This window comes from Thainema salinarum CENA647, assembly GCF_057732415.1.
In genome coordinates this window covers 5,066,870-5,085,149 of record NZ_JBYJZJ010000022.1, presented here as the reverse complement: position 1 = coordinate 5,085,149, position 18,280 = coordinate 5,066,870, and the positions used below count along the sequence as shown (strand labels likewise).

The 18,280-nt window shown below is 50.8% G+C and carries 14 protein-coding genes; 8 read left to right on the top strand and 6 right to left on the bottom strand.

The genetic code is table 11. The features are described from left to right. Positions 1 to 42 precede the first annotated feature (42 nt). On the bottom strand, positions 43 to 1,407 hold the full coding sequence (locus AC286M_RS29005; RefSeq protein WP_488207691.1) for a flavin-containing monooxygenase: 1,365 nt from the start codon (positions 1,405 to 1,407) through the stop codon (positions 43 to 45). Then, positions 1,397 to 2,218, bottom strand: coding sequence for an SDR family NAD(P)-dependent oxidoreductase (locus AC286M_RS29000; RefSeq protein WP_488207690.1), 822 nt, complete (start codon positions 2,216 to 2,218; stop codon positions 1,397 to 1,399). Before AC286M_RS29000 ends, AC286M_RS29005 begins: the two co-directional genes overlap by 11 nt. 160 nt (positions 2,219 to 2,378) lie before the next feature. Here AC286M_RS29000 and AC286M_RS28995 point away from each other — a divergent pair, with 160 nt between their 5' ends. Further along, positions 2,379 to 4,223, top strand: a complete 1,845-nt coding sequence (locus AC286M_RS28995; RefSeq protein WP_488207689.1) for a sensor domain-containing diguanylate cyclase — start codon at positions 2,379 to 2,381, stop codon at positions 4,221 to 4,223. A gap of 125 nt (positions 4,224 to 4,348) precedes the next feature. Here the strand turns inward: AC286M_RS28995 and AC286M_RS28990 are convergent, their stop codons facing one another. Continuing rightward, entirely contained in the window at positions 4,349 to 5,776 is a 1,428-nt protein-coding gene (locus AC286M_RS28990) for an NB-ARC domain-containing protein (RefSeq protein WP_488207688.1), read from the bottom strand. 361 nt (positions 5,777 to 6,137) lie between these two features. On the opposite strand from AC286M_RS28990, the gene AC286M_RS28985 reads away from it, so the two are divergent. From AC286M_RS28985 to AC286M_RS28965, 5 genes are all read left to right on the top strand, one after another. Further along, positions 6,138 to 7,256 (top strand): calcium-binding protein, encoded by a 1,119-nt coding sequence (locus AC286M_RS28985; protein WP_488207687.1) that lies wholly within the window; start codon positions 6,138 to 6,140, stop codon positions 7,254 to 7,256. A 645-nt stretch (positions 7,257 to 7,901) separates the two neighbouring features. After that, the gene (locus tag AC286M_RS28980) at positions 7,902 to 9,620 is read left to right on the top strand and encodes a calcium-binding protein (protein ID WP_488207686.1); all 1,719 of its coding nucleotides are present in this window, start codon (positions 7,902 to 7,904) and stop codon (positions 9,618 to 9,620) included. Between the two features lie 262 nt (positions 9,621 to 9,882). Then, positions 9,883 to 11,364 (top strand): LuxR C-terminal-related transcriptional regulator, encoded by a 1,482-nt coding sequence (locus AC286M_RS28975; protein ID WP_488207685.1) that lies wholly within the window; start codon positions 9,883 to 9,885, stop codon positions 11,362 to 11,364. 578 nt (positions 11,365 to 11,942) lie between these two features. Further along, the gene (locus AC286M_RS28970; protein WP_488207684.1) at positions 11,943 to 12,935 is read left to right on the top strand and encodes a cupin-like domain-containing protein; all 993 of its coding nucleotides are present in this window, start codon (positions 11,943 to 11,945) and stop codon (positions 12,933 to 12,935) included. Between the two features lie 137 nt (positions 12,936 to 13,072). Next, positions 13,073 to 14,425 (top strand): tetratricopeptide repeat protein, encoded by a 1,353-nt coding sequence (locus AC286M_RS28965; protein WP_488207683.1) that lies wholly within the window; start codon positions 13,073 to 13,075, stop codon positions 14,423 to 14,425. Positions 14,426 to 14,489: 64 nt separating this feature from the next. On the opposite strand, the gene AC286M_RS28960 is transcribed toward AC286M_RS28965, so the two are convergent. Continuing rightward, on the bottom strand, positions 14,490 to 15,374 hold the full coding sequence (locus AC286M_RS28960; RefSeq protein ID WP_488207682.1) for a response regulator transcription factor: 885 nt from the start codon (positions 15,372 to 15,374) through the stop codon (positions 14,490 to 14,492). Between the two features lie 564 nt (positions 15,375 to 15,938). Next, positions 15,939 to 16,841, bottom strand: a complete 903-nt coding sequence (locus AC286M_RS28955) for an alpha/beta fold hydrolase (RefSeq protein WP_488207681.1) — start codon at positions 16,839 to 16,841, stop codon at positions 15,939 to 15,941. Between the two features lie 142 nt (positions 16,842 to 16,983). Between AC286M_RS28955 and hpxZ the strand changes: the two genes are divergently transcribed. Continuing rightward, a complete protein-coding gene (gene hpxZ / locus AC286M_RS28950) occupies positions 16,984 to 17,352 on the top strand; it encodes an oxalurate catabolism protein HpxZ (RefSeq protein ID WP_488207680.1) in 369 nt (122 codons plus the stop codon). Between the two features lie 26 nt (positions 17,353 to 17,378). Next, a complete protein-coding gene (locus AC286M_RS28945; RefSeq protein WP_488207679.1) occupies positions 17,379 to 17,537 on the top strand; it encodes a hypothetical protein in 159 nt (52 codons plus the stop codon). Here the strand turns inward: AC286M_RS28945 and AC286M_RS28940 are convergent. After that, the gene (locus AC286M_RS28940; RefSeq protein WP_488207678.1) at positions 17,523 to 18,104 is read right to left on the bottom strand and encodes a Crp/Fnr family transcriptional regulator; all 582 of its coding nucleotides are present in this window, start codon (positions 18,102 to 18,104) and stop codon (positions 17,523 to 17,525) included. The two genes, AC286M_RS28945 and AC286M_RS28940, sit on opposite strands and share 15 nt — an antisense overlap. Positions 18,105 to 18,280: the final 176 nt, after the last annotated feature.

Below are 18,280 nucleotides of genomic sequence, written 5' to 3'. Positions count from 1 at the left end.
TCACGCCTCACTTCTGTGTAGGATTTCCTTCGTCAATCCAACCTACAAAACTGCCTGCTGCGGCACCGAAAGCGGCTGATTCTGAAAATCAGGGTGCTGAGCATCGACTTGATGCGCTTTTTTGGCAATGCGTGGGAAAAAGCGGCGCACCAGCCAGAGCTGCCGGAAGATCTGCTGCGGGTCGGCTAAATGAGTCGTGGGCAACTTCTGCCCCAGTTCTTTAAACACTAGGCCCAGCGGCACGTTGATTTCATCCTGTAGTTTCAAGTATTCAGCAAACATCGGTGCATAGGCCGACATCAGCGACCCAACGCCGCCCCGCGCTTGTCCCCAGCCGATGTAGTAGATGCCCTTGTAATCGGCCAAAAATGATCCGGCGTAGCACTGCACCGTTGCGCCCTTGATCCGCTGGAGTTCTGGCGGCAAAAACGGATAGGCGACGTGATAGCCCGTGGCGCAGACGATCAAGTCAAACTCTGCCGCCGTACCGTCAACGAACTCGACCTGCTGACCATTGAGCCGCTTGACACCGGGTTTGGGCGTAATTCGCCCATGCTTGATGTAGTAGGGCACCTCATTATTTAGCGTTGGGTGCTTTTCAAAAATACGGTAGTTGGGCCGCTCCAACCCGTAGCGCTCGTGTGGGCCGAAGGTGAGCTGCACGATTCCATAAGCTAGCCAGCGCTGTAGCCGCTCTGGCATCCACCATTTGATTAAATCGGCAACGGGTTTACCCATGAACGACTTGGGAATAAACCAGACCGATTCCCGCATACTCAGTACCGATTTTGCCGCGACTCGTCCGGCCTCAGCTGCCACGTCGCAGGCCGAGTTGCCGCCGCCGATGATTAGCACTCGCTTGCCGCGTAGCTGGTCAGGATGCTTGTAGTCCTTCGAGTGGATGATTTCGCCCGCGAATTCACCGTCAAACGCTGGAAAGCGCTTGCTCCAGTGGTGACCGTTGCAGAGCAGAACGCCTTTGTAGAGCCGCTGTTCACCGTTCGCTAACGTGACGAGCCAGTGATTATTTTCTACCGGACGGACATCTTGTACCTTGCAGTTGAGCTGGATGTGCGATCGCAGTTCAAAGTGATCGGCAAAGCTCCACAGATAATCCCGCATTTGCTGAGCACTGGGAAAATCTGGGTAGTCGTCCGGCATCGGGAAGTGGGTAAACTGGGTGATTTTGCGCGACGAGATAATGTGAGCCGTGGTGTAAACGCCGTGGTACCAGTTGCCGCCGATATTGTCGCTGGCGTCAACTTGGTCGTAGGGAATGTTGGCTGCTTTGAGCGCTTGGGCCAGTCCTAAACCAACGAATCCGGCACCGATAATCAGGTGCTTATCGGTGCAGTCCTGAACCGGGTGATCCTGGAGGTGAGGGGCAACCAGGGAGCTAGTGTTCACGTTGCTGCATTCTCCGCATGATGAGGGTACTGATCCAGTTTAAGAACTGTGGCGAATATCGGAGTAAAACAGAGCTGCTGCGGGACATCCGATCGGGGAAAACGTGCAGCTTTTCGCGAGCAATGCCTTGGAGCGTGGCCGCCATCACCAGAGCCGGATCGGTAGCCATTTTGGCGGGGAAGCCCTTCATGCCCTTGGCCAGAGAGCCGAACCGCTCAGACTGCAAAATCGGCGTGCGGCTGAAGTAGGGATACACTGCCGTTACCTTGACGCTGTAGTGGGCCAATTCCTGAGCCAACCCTTCGCTGAATCCCCGCAGACCAAACTTACTGGCTCCGTAGTGGGCCATCCCTGCCGGAGCCGTCCAGCCTGCCAGCGAGGAAATATTGACAATGTGCCCCTGTCGCCGCTTAATCATATCGGTCATAAACAGCGTACTCAGCCGCATGGGAGCCAGCAGATTCACCTGCATCAGCCGTTCCCACTTCTCGCTGGGAATTTCGTCCATTCGACCATAGAGGCCAATGCCAGCGTTGTTGATCAGGATATCTATCGGCTGATTCAGTTCTTTGACTTGCTGGTAGATGCGATCGCACCCTTCTCGCGAGGACAGATCCGCCGCTAGACAAGCAATCACCTCACCTGTTGGAACCTGGGTTTGAATTTGCTCCACCTGCTGCTGGAGGCGCTCGGCATCTAAATCGGTCAAAATTAATCGACTGCCCGCTGCTAGCAGGAGACGCGTTAACTCCTGACCAAAACCACCTGCTGCTCCCGTTAACAGTACGACTGCTCCATTAAACTGCGTCATCTTAAACCGCCTAACCTAACAACTTTGATAAAAGCTCATTGTCTAACATGAGCCATCCAAGGTAGATGCCCCCTACCGGGTTAATTTTATTGCGCGATCGCAATATTCCAGGCTGGAGGGTTTACCATTAAAAATCTGCTCTGACGACCCCCCATGCCTCATGCAGCCACTGTGGAAACAAGTACACGCCTGGACAGAAGCCGCTGTTTTTAATCTAGAGACAACCGATTTCCTGCTCCGACAAGCGACAGCTAAGCTGGCAGCGGTTTATCATGCAGACTGCTTATTATGGGCTGGTTTTGCTGCTAATCAAGGCCAGCGAAAATCGATACAGGTCTTTACGTGCGATCGCGTTGCTGAAGCGTTGCAGCAGACGGGGCTGTTCACGCTCTCCATGACCCAGCCAACGTTGATGCACAGCCCTACAGCAAGCGTTCAGGATATTACCTGCTTAACCCCCATCCAGTTGCCTACTGTGATCCAGCAGCTCCAGCGGCAGCCCCAGCTGTTGCGTCTGCCGACTGGTGATTTAGTTGTGCCCTGGATTAGTGGCGGGCATACGGCTCTGCCCAATGTGTCTACACTCCAGTTTGTGCTTCAACTTCAGCGTTCGCCCCGTCATCTTCCCAGTCAAAGTGCGATCGCAGATTCTGTGCCTTCTCGATTGCGCAGTCTATCCAGCATCCCCACGTCGCAGACGGCTCAATCCGGAGCTGATTTTCAATTTGATGGGAGCGCCATTGGCCAGCCAATTCGATCCGTCGAAGCGCTCAAGCCCTGGACTACAGAAGAGATTCGATCGCTAGAAATCATTGGTAAGTCGCTGATCCTGGCCTATCAGTCGCTGTTCTGGCGGGAGCGGCTGGAGCAGTCGCGGCACCGAACGGCACTGGTTGGTCGGGTTACTCAGTTAATTAACTCTCGACTCAATCCCAGCCAGGTAATTCAGCGGTTAGTCGATGAACTAGGGCAAGATGTGCGCTGCGATTGCCTGGTGCTGCTGGATATGCGCGGCTCCGACGTGCGGCAACTGGCCGCATGGACAGCTAGCGATGCTGATACTGCTGAGATGTCGGATGCGACTCAAACAGCCCGTGCGGCTGATCCGGCTGACGATAGTACGTTTGATACCACGAGTTCGACTCCACTCACCTTCCCTTCAGAACCGACAGCGCAAGCTCTCTGGCAAGACGTGATTGATATGTTCACGCAAGGGGGCGCGTCCTATTTGGAACTGGATTTAACTCAGCCGCAGATGACCGATTTGTCCGACTGGCTCAGCCAACTGGGAGCCGTTAAAGTACTAATCGTTCCCCTGTTTGTCCAAACTGAGTTTTTTGGCTGCTTTGTGCTGCTGTCTCAACAGCCGCAGGCATCCTACCCGCTGGAGCAACTGCAAACGATCCGTCTGGTGGCTGATCAAACTGCGATCGCACTGATCAATGCTCGCTACTACGTCAGTTCTCCCCATCAAGATGCGCTATTGATTGCCGACTATTCCGCTCCAGACGGCAATCAGGACAGCTTGACGGGCTTGTTAAATCGGCGCGCTCTGAATCAAGAACTGGATAACCTGAGTACCCCCACCCTGTGGGTGATTCAGCAGCCCTTTGCCATTCTGCTGGGCGACCTAGACTATTTTCAAATGGTAAATGACACCTACGGTCACAGCATTGGCGATGAGATTTTGCAGGAGGTGGCAGAGCGAATGCGATCGCAACTCCGCCACGGCACATCTGCCTATCGCTACGGCGGCGAAGAATTTGTCATCCTGCTGCCCGATACTCTGCCGCATGCCGCACTTGATGTCGCCGAACGCCTACGACGCAGTATTCAATCCCATCCGTTTGCCACCTCCGCCGGAGACGTAAAAGTCACCATCAGCTTTGGTATTGCCTATCAAGACCCTGCCATCGACACCGACGCATCCACCGTCATGCAGCGAGCTGAACAGGCACTAGAAATGGCCAAATACCAAGGCCGCGACTGTGTCGTCACCGTCTAACATGCAGCCTCTTTAAAATTCTTTGTGGCCCTTTCGCTCTCTAAAGGGCGAATGCCATTCGCCCCTACTTATCCCTCGACACTTCTACAGCCCATCCACCCATCCACCCATCCACCCATCCACCCCTAAACTCCCTGACTCCGCACATACTTGCGAATCGTCGGCTGTAGCGTAAAACAGGTATTCTTATCCTGCTTGACCGTCTCAATCATTGAGCGTCGCCCTAAAGATTCCAGCGCCTGTAGCAGTTCTGACCAAGGCGCATCGGCCTGAATGCCTTGGCGAAGTTCTGATAGCGTAGCAGGCTGATCGGTGTGGCCCAGCCAGCAAATGATCTCCTTTTCCAGCTCGGATAATCGCTGAAACTGCTGGTGTAGCAGATAGCTAAAATCGCCCAGAAACAGCGTATTTTGGTCTAAAAACTCGGTGACGCTGCCGCCAAACAGCTCATGAATCGTCGTTGCAACCACCTTCAGCGCTAAGGGATTGCCTCGATAGGGATAAATCAGTTCTTCCCAGGCTGACTCATCCGCTAATTCCCGTTCAGCCAGTAATAATTTTGCGTCAGTACCTAGACCTTTGACAACGTGCGATCGCACTGGACTCGTTTCGCCCTCCATCACCGCCACCGTCGCCAACTTATCCCAGCTCGTCAGCAGCACACAGCTTTGGTGAGCGACCTCCCCCATCCGCCGAAACAGATCATCATAGTCCTCATAGCCAGCTTGATAGCTACCCGCAAACTTACCTTCACTTAAGATGGCCTGCACATCCTCTAGCACCAGCAAGCACCGATGCCGCTGGAGGCATTCCATTAGCTTTAGCAGTTGTCCATCCACCGAAGCGTTCTGCTCTGCCGCTTCCGACCTGCTGAGCAGAACGCTGAGGATATCTGCCAACAAATCAGTCAGCATTGGCGCATTGTGTAGCGATCGCCAAACAATATAGTCAAACTGGTCTTGCACATCATCCGCCAGCTTAGCGGCTAGCGCTGTTTTTCCAACGCCCCCAATTCCCAAGAGCGCTACCAACCGACAGCGATCCGTCAGAATCCACTGCTTCAGCATGGCTAGCTCTTGCGTCCGACCATAAAACGCTTCTAGATTTGGCTTGCCGTCCCAACTGTACCGATTGCTTTTGCTGTCTGCGGGGGCCGTTTGCGGAGATTCGGTAACGCTACCGTGATCGGCTGGTTTGGGCACATCCAGCTTAAGTGGACTGTTGAGCCGATAACCGGCTCGCTCCATCAAGATTGCAACCCGGCTCCAGTCCTTAACCCGTGCCTGCTGCTCTGCATGACGCATCAAAAATTCTTCAATGTAGCGGTAAAGACCCTTGGACAAATAATTGCGGACGGTGTCACTGGCTACATGGCATCGTTCAGCAATCTCATTTGGACTGTATCCACAGAGTAATCCCCGTAAATACTGCTTCTCAACGGGAGTCAGTCCTTTACCTTTGGCTGAACCTAAATCGGTGTACAGCCGTTCCAAGTTCCAAAGTTCAGCTGCTTCAGCAAATTCAAGATCGGGTGAGCCTGTGGATGGAGCCATGAGCGATCGAGCCACCTGATATAAGGAGCAATTTGTTAACGATTTTACCCAATCTTCAACTCAGAGAACTTTGGTGTTCATCACACGACATCAAGCTGGAATGCCTGTAACCAAAACCTTTGCCTGCAATCCTTTTGACGTTTGGTTGATCGTTGCTGCCCACACTACACCCAACGCAGCTGCGTTTTTACCCACGCCTCATCTTAATCATCACGTCAGAATTACCCACACAATGCCCCATAGCTGTGTGGCGACTCAGCCCCCTTGCGCTGGATATTCTGAGGACAGTTAAGCAAAAGCGCTGGTCTACAGCGCGAACAAGAAACCCCCTAATTGTTCATTCACCTACAGGTAAACACTCATGGCTAATCTATACGGAACCTTTTTGGGCGATGTTCTCGATGCGATCGCATATGGCAACAGCAACGACAACCTCTATGGCTACGCTGGTAACGATACACTCTACGGTTGGGATGGTGACGACAATCTCTATGGCCACGGTGGAGATGACACACTTTATGGCGAGAGCGGCAATGACTATCTGAACGGCGGCACCGGGGCCGATTATATGAGCGGTGGTTATGGTAATGACACCTATGTTGTTGATAACGTTGGTGACACCGTTTATGAATTCGCTGGCGGCGGCATTGATACCGTTGAGTCTTCTATCAGCTACACCCTAGGCAATTATGTTGAAAACTTGACCCTGACGGGTTTTGCCTACTCTGGGGATGGAAACGCTCTCGATAACGTCATCAAAGGCAATGCCTATGCCAATGATCTCTTCGGCGATAGCGGTAACGACACCATGTATGGCTATGGTGGCAATGACTATATAGATGGCTGGATTGGCAACGACTCGCTCTACGGCGGCGACGGCAACGACATCATGTATGGCTGGACTGGCAATGACTACATCAACGGTGGCAATGACCATGATTCACTCTATGGTGAAGCCGGTAATGACACCATTGATGGCTGGTATGGCGACGACTATGTCAGCGGTGGTTACGGTGACGATACGCTATATGGCTACTTTGGCGATGACTCGCTCTACGGCGGTAGTGGCGTTGACAATCTGTATGGTGAAGCGGGTGACGATTATCTCAATGGTGGTTCTGGCTCTGATGATTTAGTCGGTGGCGCTGGCAATGATGTCCTGACTGGCTACGGCTTCACGGCGTCCGAATACGACTCGATGACAGGTGGAGCCGGGGCTGATACGTTCGTTTTGGGCAGTGCCTACAGTGCTTATTACCAGTCTTCTAGTTACGAATTTGGCTACGCCACCATTGAAGACTTCAACTATGCAGAAGGCGACAAAATCCAGGTTTATGGTTCGCACAGCGACTACACCGTTACAGATATTGGTAGTGATGCGTACATCTACCACAACTCCAATTCGTCCGATTTAGTTGCGATTGTAGTTGGCGGTGCTGGAGTGAATTTAATTCCTTCCGTTGATTTTGTCTCAGCTTAACTTGCTAAACTGTGAGACTGTCTAACGATGCATTTGCATCTTAATAAAAGAGGTTTCGGTCGCAAGTATACCGAAACCTCTTTTGCTCTGTTTGTTGATCGTTAAGTATGCGGATAGTGATATTCCTGCAATATTTTTGTTGTGTGTGTACCGTCCACACAATGAAAATTATTGCCGTTAGAGGGCTACCAGTATTCGATGCTCTACATAAAAATAGTCACATTAGTTAGGATGGGAGAAAGCTCTGAAAACGTTCAATTTTTTAGAGGCTTGACTTTGCAAATGTCTCAACCAAAGCGGAGACGAATATTTCTTTGAACATCAAGCTCTAAAGAAGAATATTGTGCTTTTATAGTGCCAAGTTTGCTGTCTTTAGTCCTAGATTTGGTTCTACTTGAGAAGGGCTTTTAAGACGATTTATATTTGTCGCAAATGTTAAGTCTTTTGGCAAAATCCAGGGCATTTTTATGGGTGATTTAGGCGCTAAAGCTCTACCCATATTTTTACCAATGGGGCTCTCATTAAAACGCAGTAAACCAACGAAATGCCCAATGCCTGTGTGATGTCCTACGGCTACTTCCTTAGATATCTTGAACTTAAGTTCGATTAGAACACAGTTCATTCATCTACTACAGGAAATTAGTCATGCCTCAGAAAATTGTAGGAACCTTCGGCAACGATTTTATTGATGCGATTGGTGATGGCAATCTAGACAACCTTATTTATGCTCTAGATGGAGACGACACCGTTTTAGCGTGGGATGGAGACGACTATATCAATGGTGGCAACGGTAATGATGAACTCTACGGTGAAGCGGGCGACGACATCATTGATGGTTGGAATGGAGACGACTACATTAGCGGTGGCAGCGGCAGCGATACGCTGTATGGCTACTACGGCAATGATGAAATTTATGGCGGCAGTGAGGATGATGACCTCTATGGCGAAGCCGGTAATGACTATCTAGACGGTGGTTTGGGTGCTGACTACATGGGTGGTGGTGCCGGTGACGATACGTATGTCGTTGATGATGCAGGTGACACCGTATTCGAAGGTTCTGCTTTGGGTGGTACTGATACGGTTGAATCTTCGATTGACTATACCCTAGGCGACTACGTAGAAAATCTCACCCTTACAGGTTCTGCCTACTCTGGTGCCGGGAACCAACTGGATAACGTCATTGAAGGTAATGATTACGCCAACAGCCTTTTTGGCGATGATGGCAACGACACAATCTATGGCAACGATGGCGATGACTATATTGATGGCTGGACTGGAGACGATAGCCTCTATGGTGGCGCTGGCGCTGACGAAATTCTAGGGTACGACGGTGACGACTATATCAATGGTGGCATCGGCAGTGATGCTCTGTATGGTGAAGCGGGTAATGACACGATTGATGGCTGGTATGGCGACGACTATATCAGCGGTGGTGGCGGTAACGACGTTCTCTATGGCTACTATGGCGACGATGAAATTTACGGTGATAGCGGCAGCGACGATCTTTACGGTGAAACCGGTAATGACTATCTAGATGGTGGTTTGGGTGCCGACTATATGAGTGGTGGTGCCGATAATGATACCTATGTTGTTGACAATGTGGGTGACACCGTATTCGAAGGTTCTGCTTTGGGTGGTACTGATACGGTTGAATCTTCGATTGACTATACCCTAGGCGACTATGTAGAAAATCTTACCCTCACAGGTTCTGCCTACTCTGGTGATGGCAATGAACTGGATAACATCATTGAAGGGAATGATTACGCCAACAGCCTCTTTGGCGATGATGGCAACGACACGATCTATGGCAACGATGGCAATGACTATATCGATGGCTGGTATGGCGATGATAGCCTTTATGGTGGCATCGGTGCTGACAACATTCTGGGGTATTTCGGTAACGACAACCTCTATGGCGGATACGGTAGTGATGACCTCTATGGTGAGGCGGGTGATGACTATCTCGGTGGAGGAAATGGCAGCGATAACCTCTATGGTGGTTCTGGTTCTGACGAATTAGTGGGAGGAGCCGATGACGATGTTTTGACAGGTTATGGCTTTACCGAAAATGAGTACGACTCTATGACCGGAGGAGCCGGAGCCGATACGTTTGTCATTGGTGATGCTTTTGGTGCTTACTACCAAGATTCAAGCTACGAGTATGGGTTTGCGACCATTGAGGACTTCAACTACCTAGAAGGCGATAAAATCCAGGTTTATGGTTCGCACAGCGACTACACTGTTACTGATGTTGGTAGCGATGCGTATATCTACCACAATTCCAATTCGTCTGATTTGGTCGCAGTTGTGGTTGGTGGTGCTGGAGCTAGCTTGATTCCTGCCATCGATTTCGTAACGGCTTAGGACTTTCAATCTTATTGAAAAACCCTTAAAGAGACTGGGCCACCGTAATGCGGTGGCCCAGTCTCTTTAAGGGTTCAGACAAAAATACCCACGCCCTGCCCATGTGCAGGTGGTGCGATCGCAGTTTTGCGTTTTGATGTCGAACGCTAACAATTTAGTCATCTGTCGTAACTCGGTGTCGTAATCAGTAATGTGAGATACAGGGCAGAAAGCGGAACTCCGCCTTAATATCAATAGAGATAACGTAATCTAGTGGGTTAATGTGCCTGACACGCTTTCTGGACGGTTAGATGCGACCCGTCTGTTATTTGATTTACAGCAAGCCAATGCGATCGCAGAACAATTTTCTGGCTGCCTACAACCGGATCAGATCGCTGCCACGGTGACAGCAGAATTAGTGAAGCGCTTTGATTGTGCTTTTGCGCGGCTGTGGCTGGTAGAACCTGACGGGGCATCGCTGCGACTGGTGGCGTCGGCGGGACTTTACACTCACATCAATGGCTCCTTTGCCCGCGTGCCGATGGGAGCGTACAAGGTTGGCAAAATTGCTCAGAATCGGGTGCCGTTTTTAAGCAATCATCTAGCTGAAGAATCCTGGGTAAAAGACCGCAACTGGGCACTGGAGCAAAAGATTCAGGGATTTGCTGGCTATCCCCTGGCTATTCAGGATCGGGTAATCGGAGTCTTGGCTACCTTTAGTCATCAACCGATGGCATCGGAATTTCTAGAAGTGCTGCAAACGCTGTGTACTACTGTCACTGTTGCTCTCGATACGGCACTGCAGCATCAGCAGCACACGAGTCTGGTTATTCCGACCCAAAATCCGCTTCATCATCCCTTGTCCGATCTGTTGGCAACGGTACTGACGACTACCCGCCTGACGCTAGTGGGTACTGAACGCTCACTGACACCTGCCATGAGCTACCTCTTTTTACAGGTCACAGAACGTCTAACTCAGCAAACCTGCCAGTACTGTCGGTTGACCTATGGGGCTGAGACAGTGACGCTAGATGCGATTTTGGCTTGCCCCACTGAGGATTTAGCTGAACTGCAAACCTGGAGTGATACGGTGTTTGGTGATTTGCCTTTTGCGATCGCACATTTAGGTGGCAGCTTTCAGATTGATATTGGGGCTCAGCAAAAGGTGGTTCAGGTGCTGCTGATGGTGCCTTATCCAAGCTGCACAATGGATTGCGCTGTGCGGATTCGCTGTCAGAGTCCGGTTCTTCAATTGGCGCTGACCCACCTTGCCCATCAAGCCCAGCTACAGGTAGTCCAGGTCGGTGGCCCGACGGTTCCCCTATTAACCGATGATGTGACGCTACTGAACTCCTCCCAACCGATTCTGTGGCTGGATAACAGTACAGCGCCAATTCCGGATCGGGTGGCAGGCTGCGTCCATTTAAACGTGCAGCCCGCGCAGTTGCGTGCAGCGGTTGATGCGCTGGTGCGGGGGGAAACCGTGCCGCCGCTGGGTGGAGAGAGCAGTCTGCTGTCAGACCGGGAGCAGGAAGTGCTGAACCTGTTGGCCCAGGGATACCGCGATCGCGAAATTGCCCAGACGCTTCACATTAGCGAAAGCACGGTCAAGTTTCACCTCAACAATACGCTGACCAAGCTGAATGCCCGCAATCGCTATCAAGCTGTTTATCAAGCGACAATCAACGGCTGGATTCGGCCTGAATGTTTTCCGCCAGCTAATCCATCTAGTCCATCCAGTTCATCTCATCCATCCGTTGTCTAACGCTGCTGCTGCATTCCTTAGACTTTATCGGAAATTGTTTTGTAGCGCGGCTTCGCCGCGCTACAAAACAATTTCCAACCCCAAAAACTTTATTGCCAATAAAGTCTATTGCAGATATAGACATCGCGCTCCTGATTTTCTATTCGGCCTTAAGCCGATCGCGGCGACAGCCTCTACTCTTCGGGGTTTCGATTGGCCAAATGCTCGTTATCAGGGATTGCTGATTTCAATTAATACCCAGATTAAGCAACGCTCGTTATCAGGCATCAATCTTTGCAAAACGAATAAATTTTAGTAGAAAGCCTAGGATAAACATCCATATATGGCAAATTACCTATATATTGCTAGATGATGCGAACTAATCGCTTGCATAGTAGCGCTGCACAGCAATAGCAACAGCGATCCAACGCTGTATTCCGTGCAAGTTAGAGATTGCAGTACCATAGCATCGCCTTGAGGTTAAAACGTTTGGGTTAACGTTTCTTTCATCATTTGCAGATTCGTAACGCTCAATATTCATGTTCTAACCCAGGGATGATTGCTATAACGGCAAAATGTGGTGTGACGAACTTGAGAGTATGACACATAATATTCAGCAAGCAGTCGATGAATCGACTGTAGAGCAGCCTATTCAAGCTGTTCCTCGGCTTGATGCTCAAGACACAACGGCTGATCAAACAACGGCGGAGCTGTTTTTTCAGCACTATCAAAAGCCGGGAAAACCGGTGGTTTTGACCGGATTCTTGGCTGATTGTTCGGCCTGGAACCTTAATTTTCTAGAGCAACAGTTAGGTGATCTGGTATTCCCGGTACGGCGCTATGGTCAGGAACGCTATCAGCAAGATAAGCGGCAGTGGAAAACGGCAGGTAGCGGTGTAGAAGCCGTTCAGATTTCGTTTCGGCGGTATCTTGAACAGTTGCGCAATGGTGAGGCGGCGGCTCAAGATTTATACCTGGCTCGCTGTGCGCTGAAAGATACGCCATTAGCTGAACCGGAACTGTTGACCCAACCAGAACAGCAATTGAATCTGTGCTGGCCTGCCACGCCGTTGAATTTGTGGTTAGGGTCGGGGGGGCACACCTCCTGCTTGCACTATGACCCAATGGATGGCACGCTGACGCAGCTCATGGGGGTCAAGCGGGTGATTTTGTTCCCGCCGCATCAGCTCTATAACCTGTATCCCCTGTCCATTTTGAACCACTTGCGCTACGGTCTAAAGCTGCGATCGGTCTATAGTCAAGTCTATCCTGATGCCCCTGATCTAAAGGCGTTTCCACGCTTTGCGCAGGCTCAGCAGTATCGCTACGAAACGGAACTGCAACCGGGAGAAATTTTGTTTATTCCCTCTGGCTGGTGGCATGAGGTGCAGTCTATCGGCACAGGAGCTGTTTGTTCAACCAATCGGTTTTGGCATGTTTATCCGCCAGCTCGAGGTGTCCGACTGTGGAGTAAATGGCGAGCGCATTTGGGGGGCGTGTTTGCGCTGCCGCATACGATGCGTCAATGGCTGGTTGCGATCGCAAGTCCGGATCGTCAGCAAAAACTGCGCCAGTTGTTCCAGCAGCTTTGAGAGGGATCTAGCCAAAAAGTGAGTCTAGCGGCTCATGAAGGTGGCAACTTAATTTGGCAAAATGGGCACACTGACATATAGAGTGCATATTCCGCCAGATCAACTGCAACAGTGTACGTGATGGGTAAAGATCGGCTATGAGTCAGCGTCAAGATGCTTGGTCAGACTTTAAAGAAACCTCGTCTGACTCTCAAATGATGGCTACCGTTGATGCCGAATTGGCGGAAGCGGATGCAGAGGATTATCTATCCCTCGATGATTTGATGACAACGGCAGAATTGCCCAGCGATTGGCTGCGGCAAGGCGTTGAGTTTGCCAAATTAGGGGATATCAATCGAGCGATTCAAACCATCAATCAAGCCATTAAGCTGAAGCCGAACTACTATCCGGCGCTGATGTATCAGGCGATGCTGCTGGGCCAGCAGCAGGACTACGAGACCACTGTTCATCTCTGCGACCAAATTCTGGAACTGTGGCCGGATGACGCTAAGGCTTGGTATAACCGGGGCTATGCCCAAATGAAAATGCAGCAGTATGATGCGGCCATTTCGTCATTTGGGCAGGCGCTGCGGTACCAGGACTCAATGATCAAGGCGTGGTATCAGCAGGGGAAAGCGCTGGAGCGGACTGGGCGCTATGTGGAAGCGGTAGACAGTCTGGATCATGCGATCGCACGTGACCCATCCTACTATCGGGCGTGGCGGCTGAAGGGCCTCTGCCTGTGTCGGATGGGTTGTTACACTGCTGCCGTTGAGAGCTTTGACCAGTCGCTTCAGGTATATGGCAACGATGGGCAAACACTGTATCATCGTGGCTATGCTCTGTGGCAACTGCAGCGTAACCGCGAAGCGCTAGAAGCCTTTGAACAAGCGATCGCACTTCAGTCTCAGAATGCTGAGCTGTGGTGCTGTCGCGGCACCATCCTGCTCCAGCTGAATGAGGTCGAAGAAGCGCTCACCAGTTTCAACCAGGCGTTGCTGATCGATTCCAAACACCAGCAGGCGCTCTGTCGGCGGGGCATTGTCTTGCTCAAACAGGGGCACTGTGCCGATGCGATCGCAAGTTTTGATCAGGCATTGGAACTTCATCCCCACTATGCCCAAGCACTTTACTACAAAGGCAAAGCCCTAGATCAACTAGGACGGCCAGAGCAGGCGATTACTTACTATAAACGGGCGCTGAATATCCATGCCTATAGCCATAAGGTCTGGATTTCAACCGGAATCGCGCTTCAGCGGATGCAGCGACTGGATGATGCGATCGCAAGTTTCAACAAATCTCTGGCCATTAAACCGGATGATCCCACAGCCTTCTATGCCCTCGCTCAGTGCTACGCGCTGCAAAATCAAACTGATCTAGCGCTGGATAACCTACAAAAAGCAATTCAGATCAATCCGGATTACTATCTACTAGAGGCCAGCCAAGAAACCAGTTTCGAGCGCTTCTATGCCGAACCGCGATTTCGCCGCCTCGTCATGGGCGTGGAATAATGGCCTTTGGCTTTGCGAATAATAGAGAGAGACGCAGCACTGAATCTCTCTCTTCCAAAAATAACTAATACGTTACGCCGCGATAGCGGCGCTTGGGCAGGGGTTGGCCGCTGCTGTCGAGGTCAGGTTCAAACTCGGCGCTCGTCATCTCAGGCGTTTCTTCGATTTCCGCTGCATCCAGTGTTTTATCGTTAAACGGTGTTTGAGAGAGCGGTGCATGAGATTTGCCGTTGGATTTCCCGTTGGCAACTGTGCCATTCTCTAGCAGCACGCTGCGACCGTTGCCATTCGAACCGTGAGAAGACCCGTTACCGTTGAGGCTCTTGTCATTTAGGCCATGACCGTTGGTTACGGCATACGCTGATGCCAGTTCAGTTGCCGCATCAAACTGAGTTGACGAACGATAGTTGGCAACGTGTGACTCTGTTTGATCTGCGTCGGCGCTGCGCTGAGTCTGCTTAGCTGCTTTCCGCGATTCAATTTGTCGCTTGATGCTAAATAAAACCGATACCAAGGCTCCATTTTCAATAGGGTCTGAGCTAATGGCCTGAAGCACAGCTTTCACGCCGTGGGTGACGCTGGTGACCAGTGAATCAGGCTCAAACGCAGGCAGATAATCAGCCGCGCCCTGATGCAAGGCCCATTGGCGCTCCGACGGATGAATTTCACTGCGAGCCGTATTGGTGAGGATGACTTGCATTTCCGAATAGAGATCGCGGCAGAGGCGGCAAAACGCATAAGGATTAAATCCCTCAATGCCAACATCGACGAGAATGGCATCTGGTAAAGCCAAACCAGCCTGCTTGAGCTGCCGTACATTATCGATGAAGTCAACCTGTGGTGACTCCCAAATTACCGATATCCCTTGAGACTTAAGTACTGCTTGCCAAATCAGACCCTGAAGTTTTACGGGCTGAATCATCAGTACGAGTTTTTGTGAGTCAGTCATCTCATTCCGACTGGGGTTCCAGGCTAACTTCTCAGCATTCAGGGCAAATCGTATACGATCGAACAGTTCGAGACCGTGTCTTAAGTTACCTGATCATGTGTTTTCAGCTAACTTCATCAACTTTTCAATAATTTTTCAATCTCTTTTCTCATCAGTATCGCATGTGATCTGACCGAAATTTGCGCTGTGAATTCTCTACGAAATCAATCTGAATATAGCTCTACTGAATAGCTAGTAGAACCGAGTTGATTATGAGCAGGCCAACGGGACGGTCTGTTCATAATCAACTTAAGATTGCTGCATCGGGCGTTGCTCAATCTGGGTCTGAATTGTGATGTGGGGGCACTGCCCCCACATCACAATCCAGACTTAAAATCGGCAATCCCCTGTGTTGGGCCGGAATAGTGTGATTGAAGTTGAGCTTTATTGAAACAAGTTGATTTTCTGAATTGATCAATATCGATTGATCAATCGGCACAAGTTTTAAATGCTTGGAAATAAAAAACATGTAATAAATTGGCTTCTGATACAGAGACTTGATATTGGTCAATCGATTCAATTGACCTATGGAAGATAAGGTGTCGCGAGTCCCACGACGTAAGCAGGATATTCTAAATGCGGCAAAACGCCAGTATTAGGAATAGTATGAAATCCTTTGATTGCGTGTGGATTCAGTTTAGCGAGCCGCTCACCGATACTTGGGCGGTTGAACTTGGCCTGTTCTCCCCAAATCATGGCGGTTGGCACCGAAAGCTGGCTGATATAGCGCGATAGGTCGAAGCTTAAATTGCCTTTAAGTGAAGCGAGAGCCGCATACTGAGCATGGCGCTGACGGGCTGAGGTGACGTAGGCCGCAACCATTTCGGGCGTAATTCTGGACGGCTGGGCAAACAGAAACTGGGCCATAAAGTTGGAGACAGCCGTTTCATTGGCTGCACCCAAGTTATAAATCAAATCATTCAGCCCTGGAATTTTCGTGAGCTGAGCCGACAGCCCGGCTCCAAAGTTAGTCCCAAAATCGCTGTAGCCGGATGGGCATACCAGAATCAATTGGGCAAAGTGTTCGGGCTGCTGGACTGCCAAACGTACTGTAATTCCTGCAGTTAAGGATGAAGCGAACACCGTGACTGGTCGTCCAATCCACTCCATTAGCTCGCTGAGCATGGTGAAATAGTCTTCTACGGTGTAATCCCGAATCGGATGAGTGGACTGTCCCCAACCGATTAGATCGGGTGCAATCACTTGATAATCCGCAGCAAAGGCCGGATAGACTTTTGACCATTCGTAGGCGGACGAGCCACCACCGAGGCTGTGCAGAAACAGCAGCGGCGGTAAATCAGGTTCGGGCTGCTTGGGATCGCGCCACGGCTGATCCATTGGCGTGTAGTAGGCCATCACACCCAGCGAGGTTTCACAGACTCGCTGACCAAATCCACTAGGCTGAAATTGCAACATGGGGCGCATCATTGCTGTACTATCGTCATCATCCTATAGTAGCCATCACCCAGGCACTACACAGAGTGGTATTTCGGAGTGGTATTTAGGTCATGATCTTGCGCTGGTGTGCTTGGCGCAACCACAACATGATTACCGTTTGAGGATAACTCCTATGGAAATTAATCGGCCAGATGTTGTTGCAGAGGTAACTGCTGCCTTTGAGCGCTATGAGAAGGCGCTAGTGAGTAACGATGTGGCCGTGCTGGATGAGCTGTTTTGGCGGAGTCCCCAAACGATTCGCTATGGAGCGACGGAAAATCTCTATGGGTACGATGCGATCGCAACATTTCGCAGCCAGCGGTTAGCTAAAGGATTAGCCCGTATGTTGGTGAATACGGTGATCACGACCTATGGAGCTGACTTTGCCACGGCAAATACTGAATTTCGGCGTCCGGGGCAGTTCGGTCGCCAGAGCCAAACCTGGATGCGTACTCCAGAGGGGTGGCGAGTGGTCAGTGCCCATGTGTCACTATTGCCGTAGGTAGCCTGTAAATAGAAGACGTGACTATGACACAGCGAACGTGGCAAATTCTCTCTGGCATAGCGTTAGGCGTTGGTTTTGCGTTTTTGATTGGAGCTTTCGCGTCAGAAACAGTGTTTTTGTATGCGATCGCAGCTGCTGGGTTTGCCTTGGCCGCAATTTTTGCTCGATTAAGAAGACGATGAGCGTCGAATCATGATTTGGCTGTCGTAATAGTTCGCAGCAACGCCGTTGCCAGTGGATACAGCCGCTGGATTGGCAGCTGAGCGCACAACATAGCTCAGGGGTTGGGGGGCGGAGTGGGCAGATTGAGCCAATAGTTTTTCGGCTTCATTTAGCTTTTGGTTGAGTTCTCGCACGCGGCGCGACAGCATGGCAATGACGTTGACGGCGATCCCTGGCGTTTCGTCAATGGCTTCATAGAGCTGTTGCTGCGTGAGTACCAGACAGTTGCAGGGATCGATTGTGGTCACAGAAGCGGATCGAGGTTCAGCATCAAAAAGCGCCATTTCTCCAAAGCAGGCACCTGCATCGAGCTGAGCCAGCTCATTGTCGACGATGTGAACTCGAACTCGCCCCGAAATCACGATATACAGCGAGCGGCCTTCTTCTCCCTGTGTAAAAATCGTGTGATTCGCTGGAAACGATAGCTCATCCATAATGGATGCCAAGCGAATCAAAAAGTCGTCCCGCAACTCTTGGAAGATGGGGACACCGCGAACGAACAATAATCGTTTGACGCTGCTTAACATATCAACCGTCTGGAACAGTAAACAGGGAAGTGCGATCGCATCTCGGTATCTTCAATCATTAGCGTACCCATCTGACTGAACAAAACACGGCATCGCATCCTGGCCAACACGCCCTCAGAATACCTCTATATCGTTGGAATGCCACACTGTGCGCAAGAATTTAACGGTTTGGGCAG

Excerpts from the sequence above, each read along its gene's own strand:
- AC286M_RS28960 (WP_488207682.1), bottom strand. The coding sequence starts at position 15,374 with ATGACTGACTCACAAAAACTCGTACTGATGATTCAGCCCGTAAAACTT.
- AC286M_RS28945 (WP_488207679.1), top strand. The coding sequence starts at position 17,379 with ATGACACAGCGAACGTGGCAAATTCTCTCTGGCATAGCGTTAGGCGTT.
- AC286M_RS28955 (WP_488207681.1), bottom strand. The coding sequence starts at position 16,841 with ATGATGCGCCCCATGTTGCAATTTCAGCCTAGTGGATTTGGTCAGCGA.
- AC286M_RS28965 (WP_488207683.1), top strand. The coding sequence starts at position 13,073 with ATGAGTCAGCGTCAAGATGCTTGGTCAGACTTTAAAGAAACCTCGTCT.
- AC286M_RS29000 (WP_488207690.1), bottom strand. The coding sequence starts at position 2,218 with ATGACGCAGTTTAATGGAGCAGTCGTACTGTTAACGGGAGCAGCAGGT.
- AC286M_RS28970 (WP_488207684.1), top strand. The coding sequence starts at position 11,943 with ATGACACATAATATTCAGCAAGCAGTCGATGAATCGACTGTAGAGCAG.
- AC286M_RS28985 (WP_488207687.1), top strand. The coding sequence starts at position 6,138 with ATGGCTAATCTATACGGAACCTTTTTGGGCGATGTTCTCGATGCGATC.
- hpxZ (WP_488207680.1), top strand. The coding sequence starts at position 16,984 with ATGGAAATTAATCGGCCAGATGTTGTTGCAGAGGTAACTGCTGCCTTT.
- AC286M_RS28940 (WP_488207678.1), bottom strand. The coding sequence starts at position 18,104 with ATGTTAAGCAGCGTCAAACGATTATTGTTCGTTCGCGGTGTCCCCATC.
- AC286M_RS28980 (WP_488207686.1), top strand. The coding sequence starts at position 7,902 with ATGCCTCAGAAAATTGTAGGAACCTTCGGCAACGATTTTATTGATGCG.
- AC286M_RS28995 (WP_488207689.1), top strand. The coding sequence starts at position 2,379 with ATGCAGCCACTGTGGAAACAAGTACACGCCTGGACAGAAGCCGCTGTT.
- AC286M_RS28990 (WP_488207688.1), bottom strand. The coding sequence starts at position 5,776 with ATGGCTCCATCCACAGGCTCACCCGATCTTGAATTTGCTGAAGCAGCT.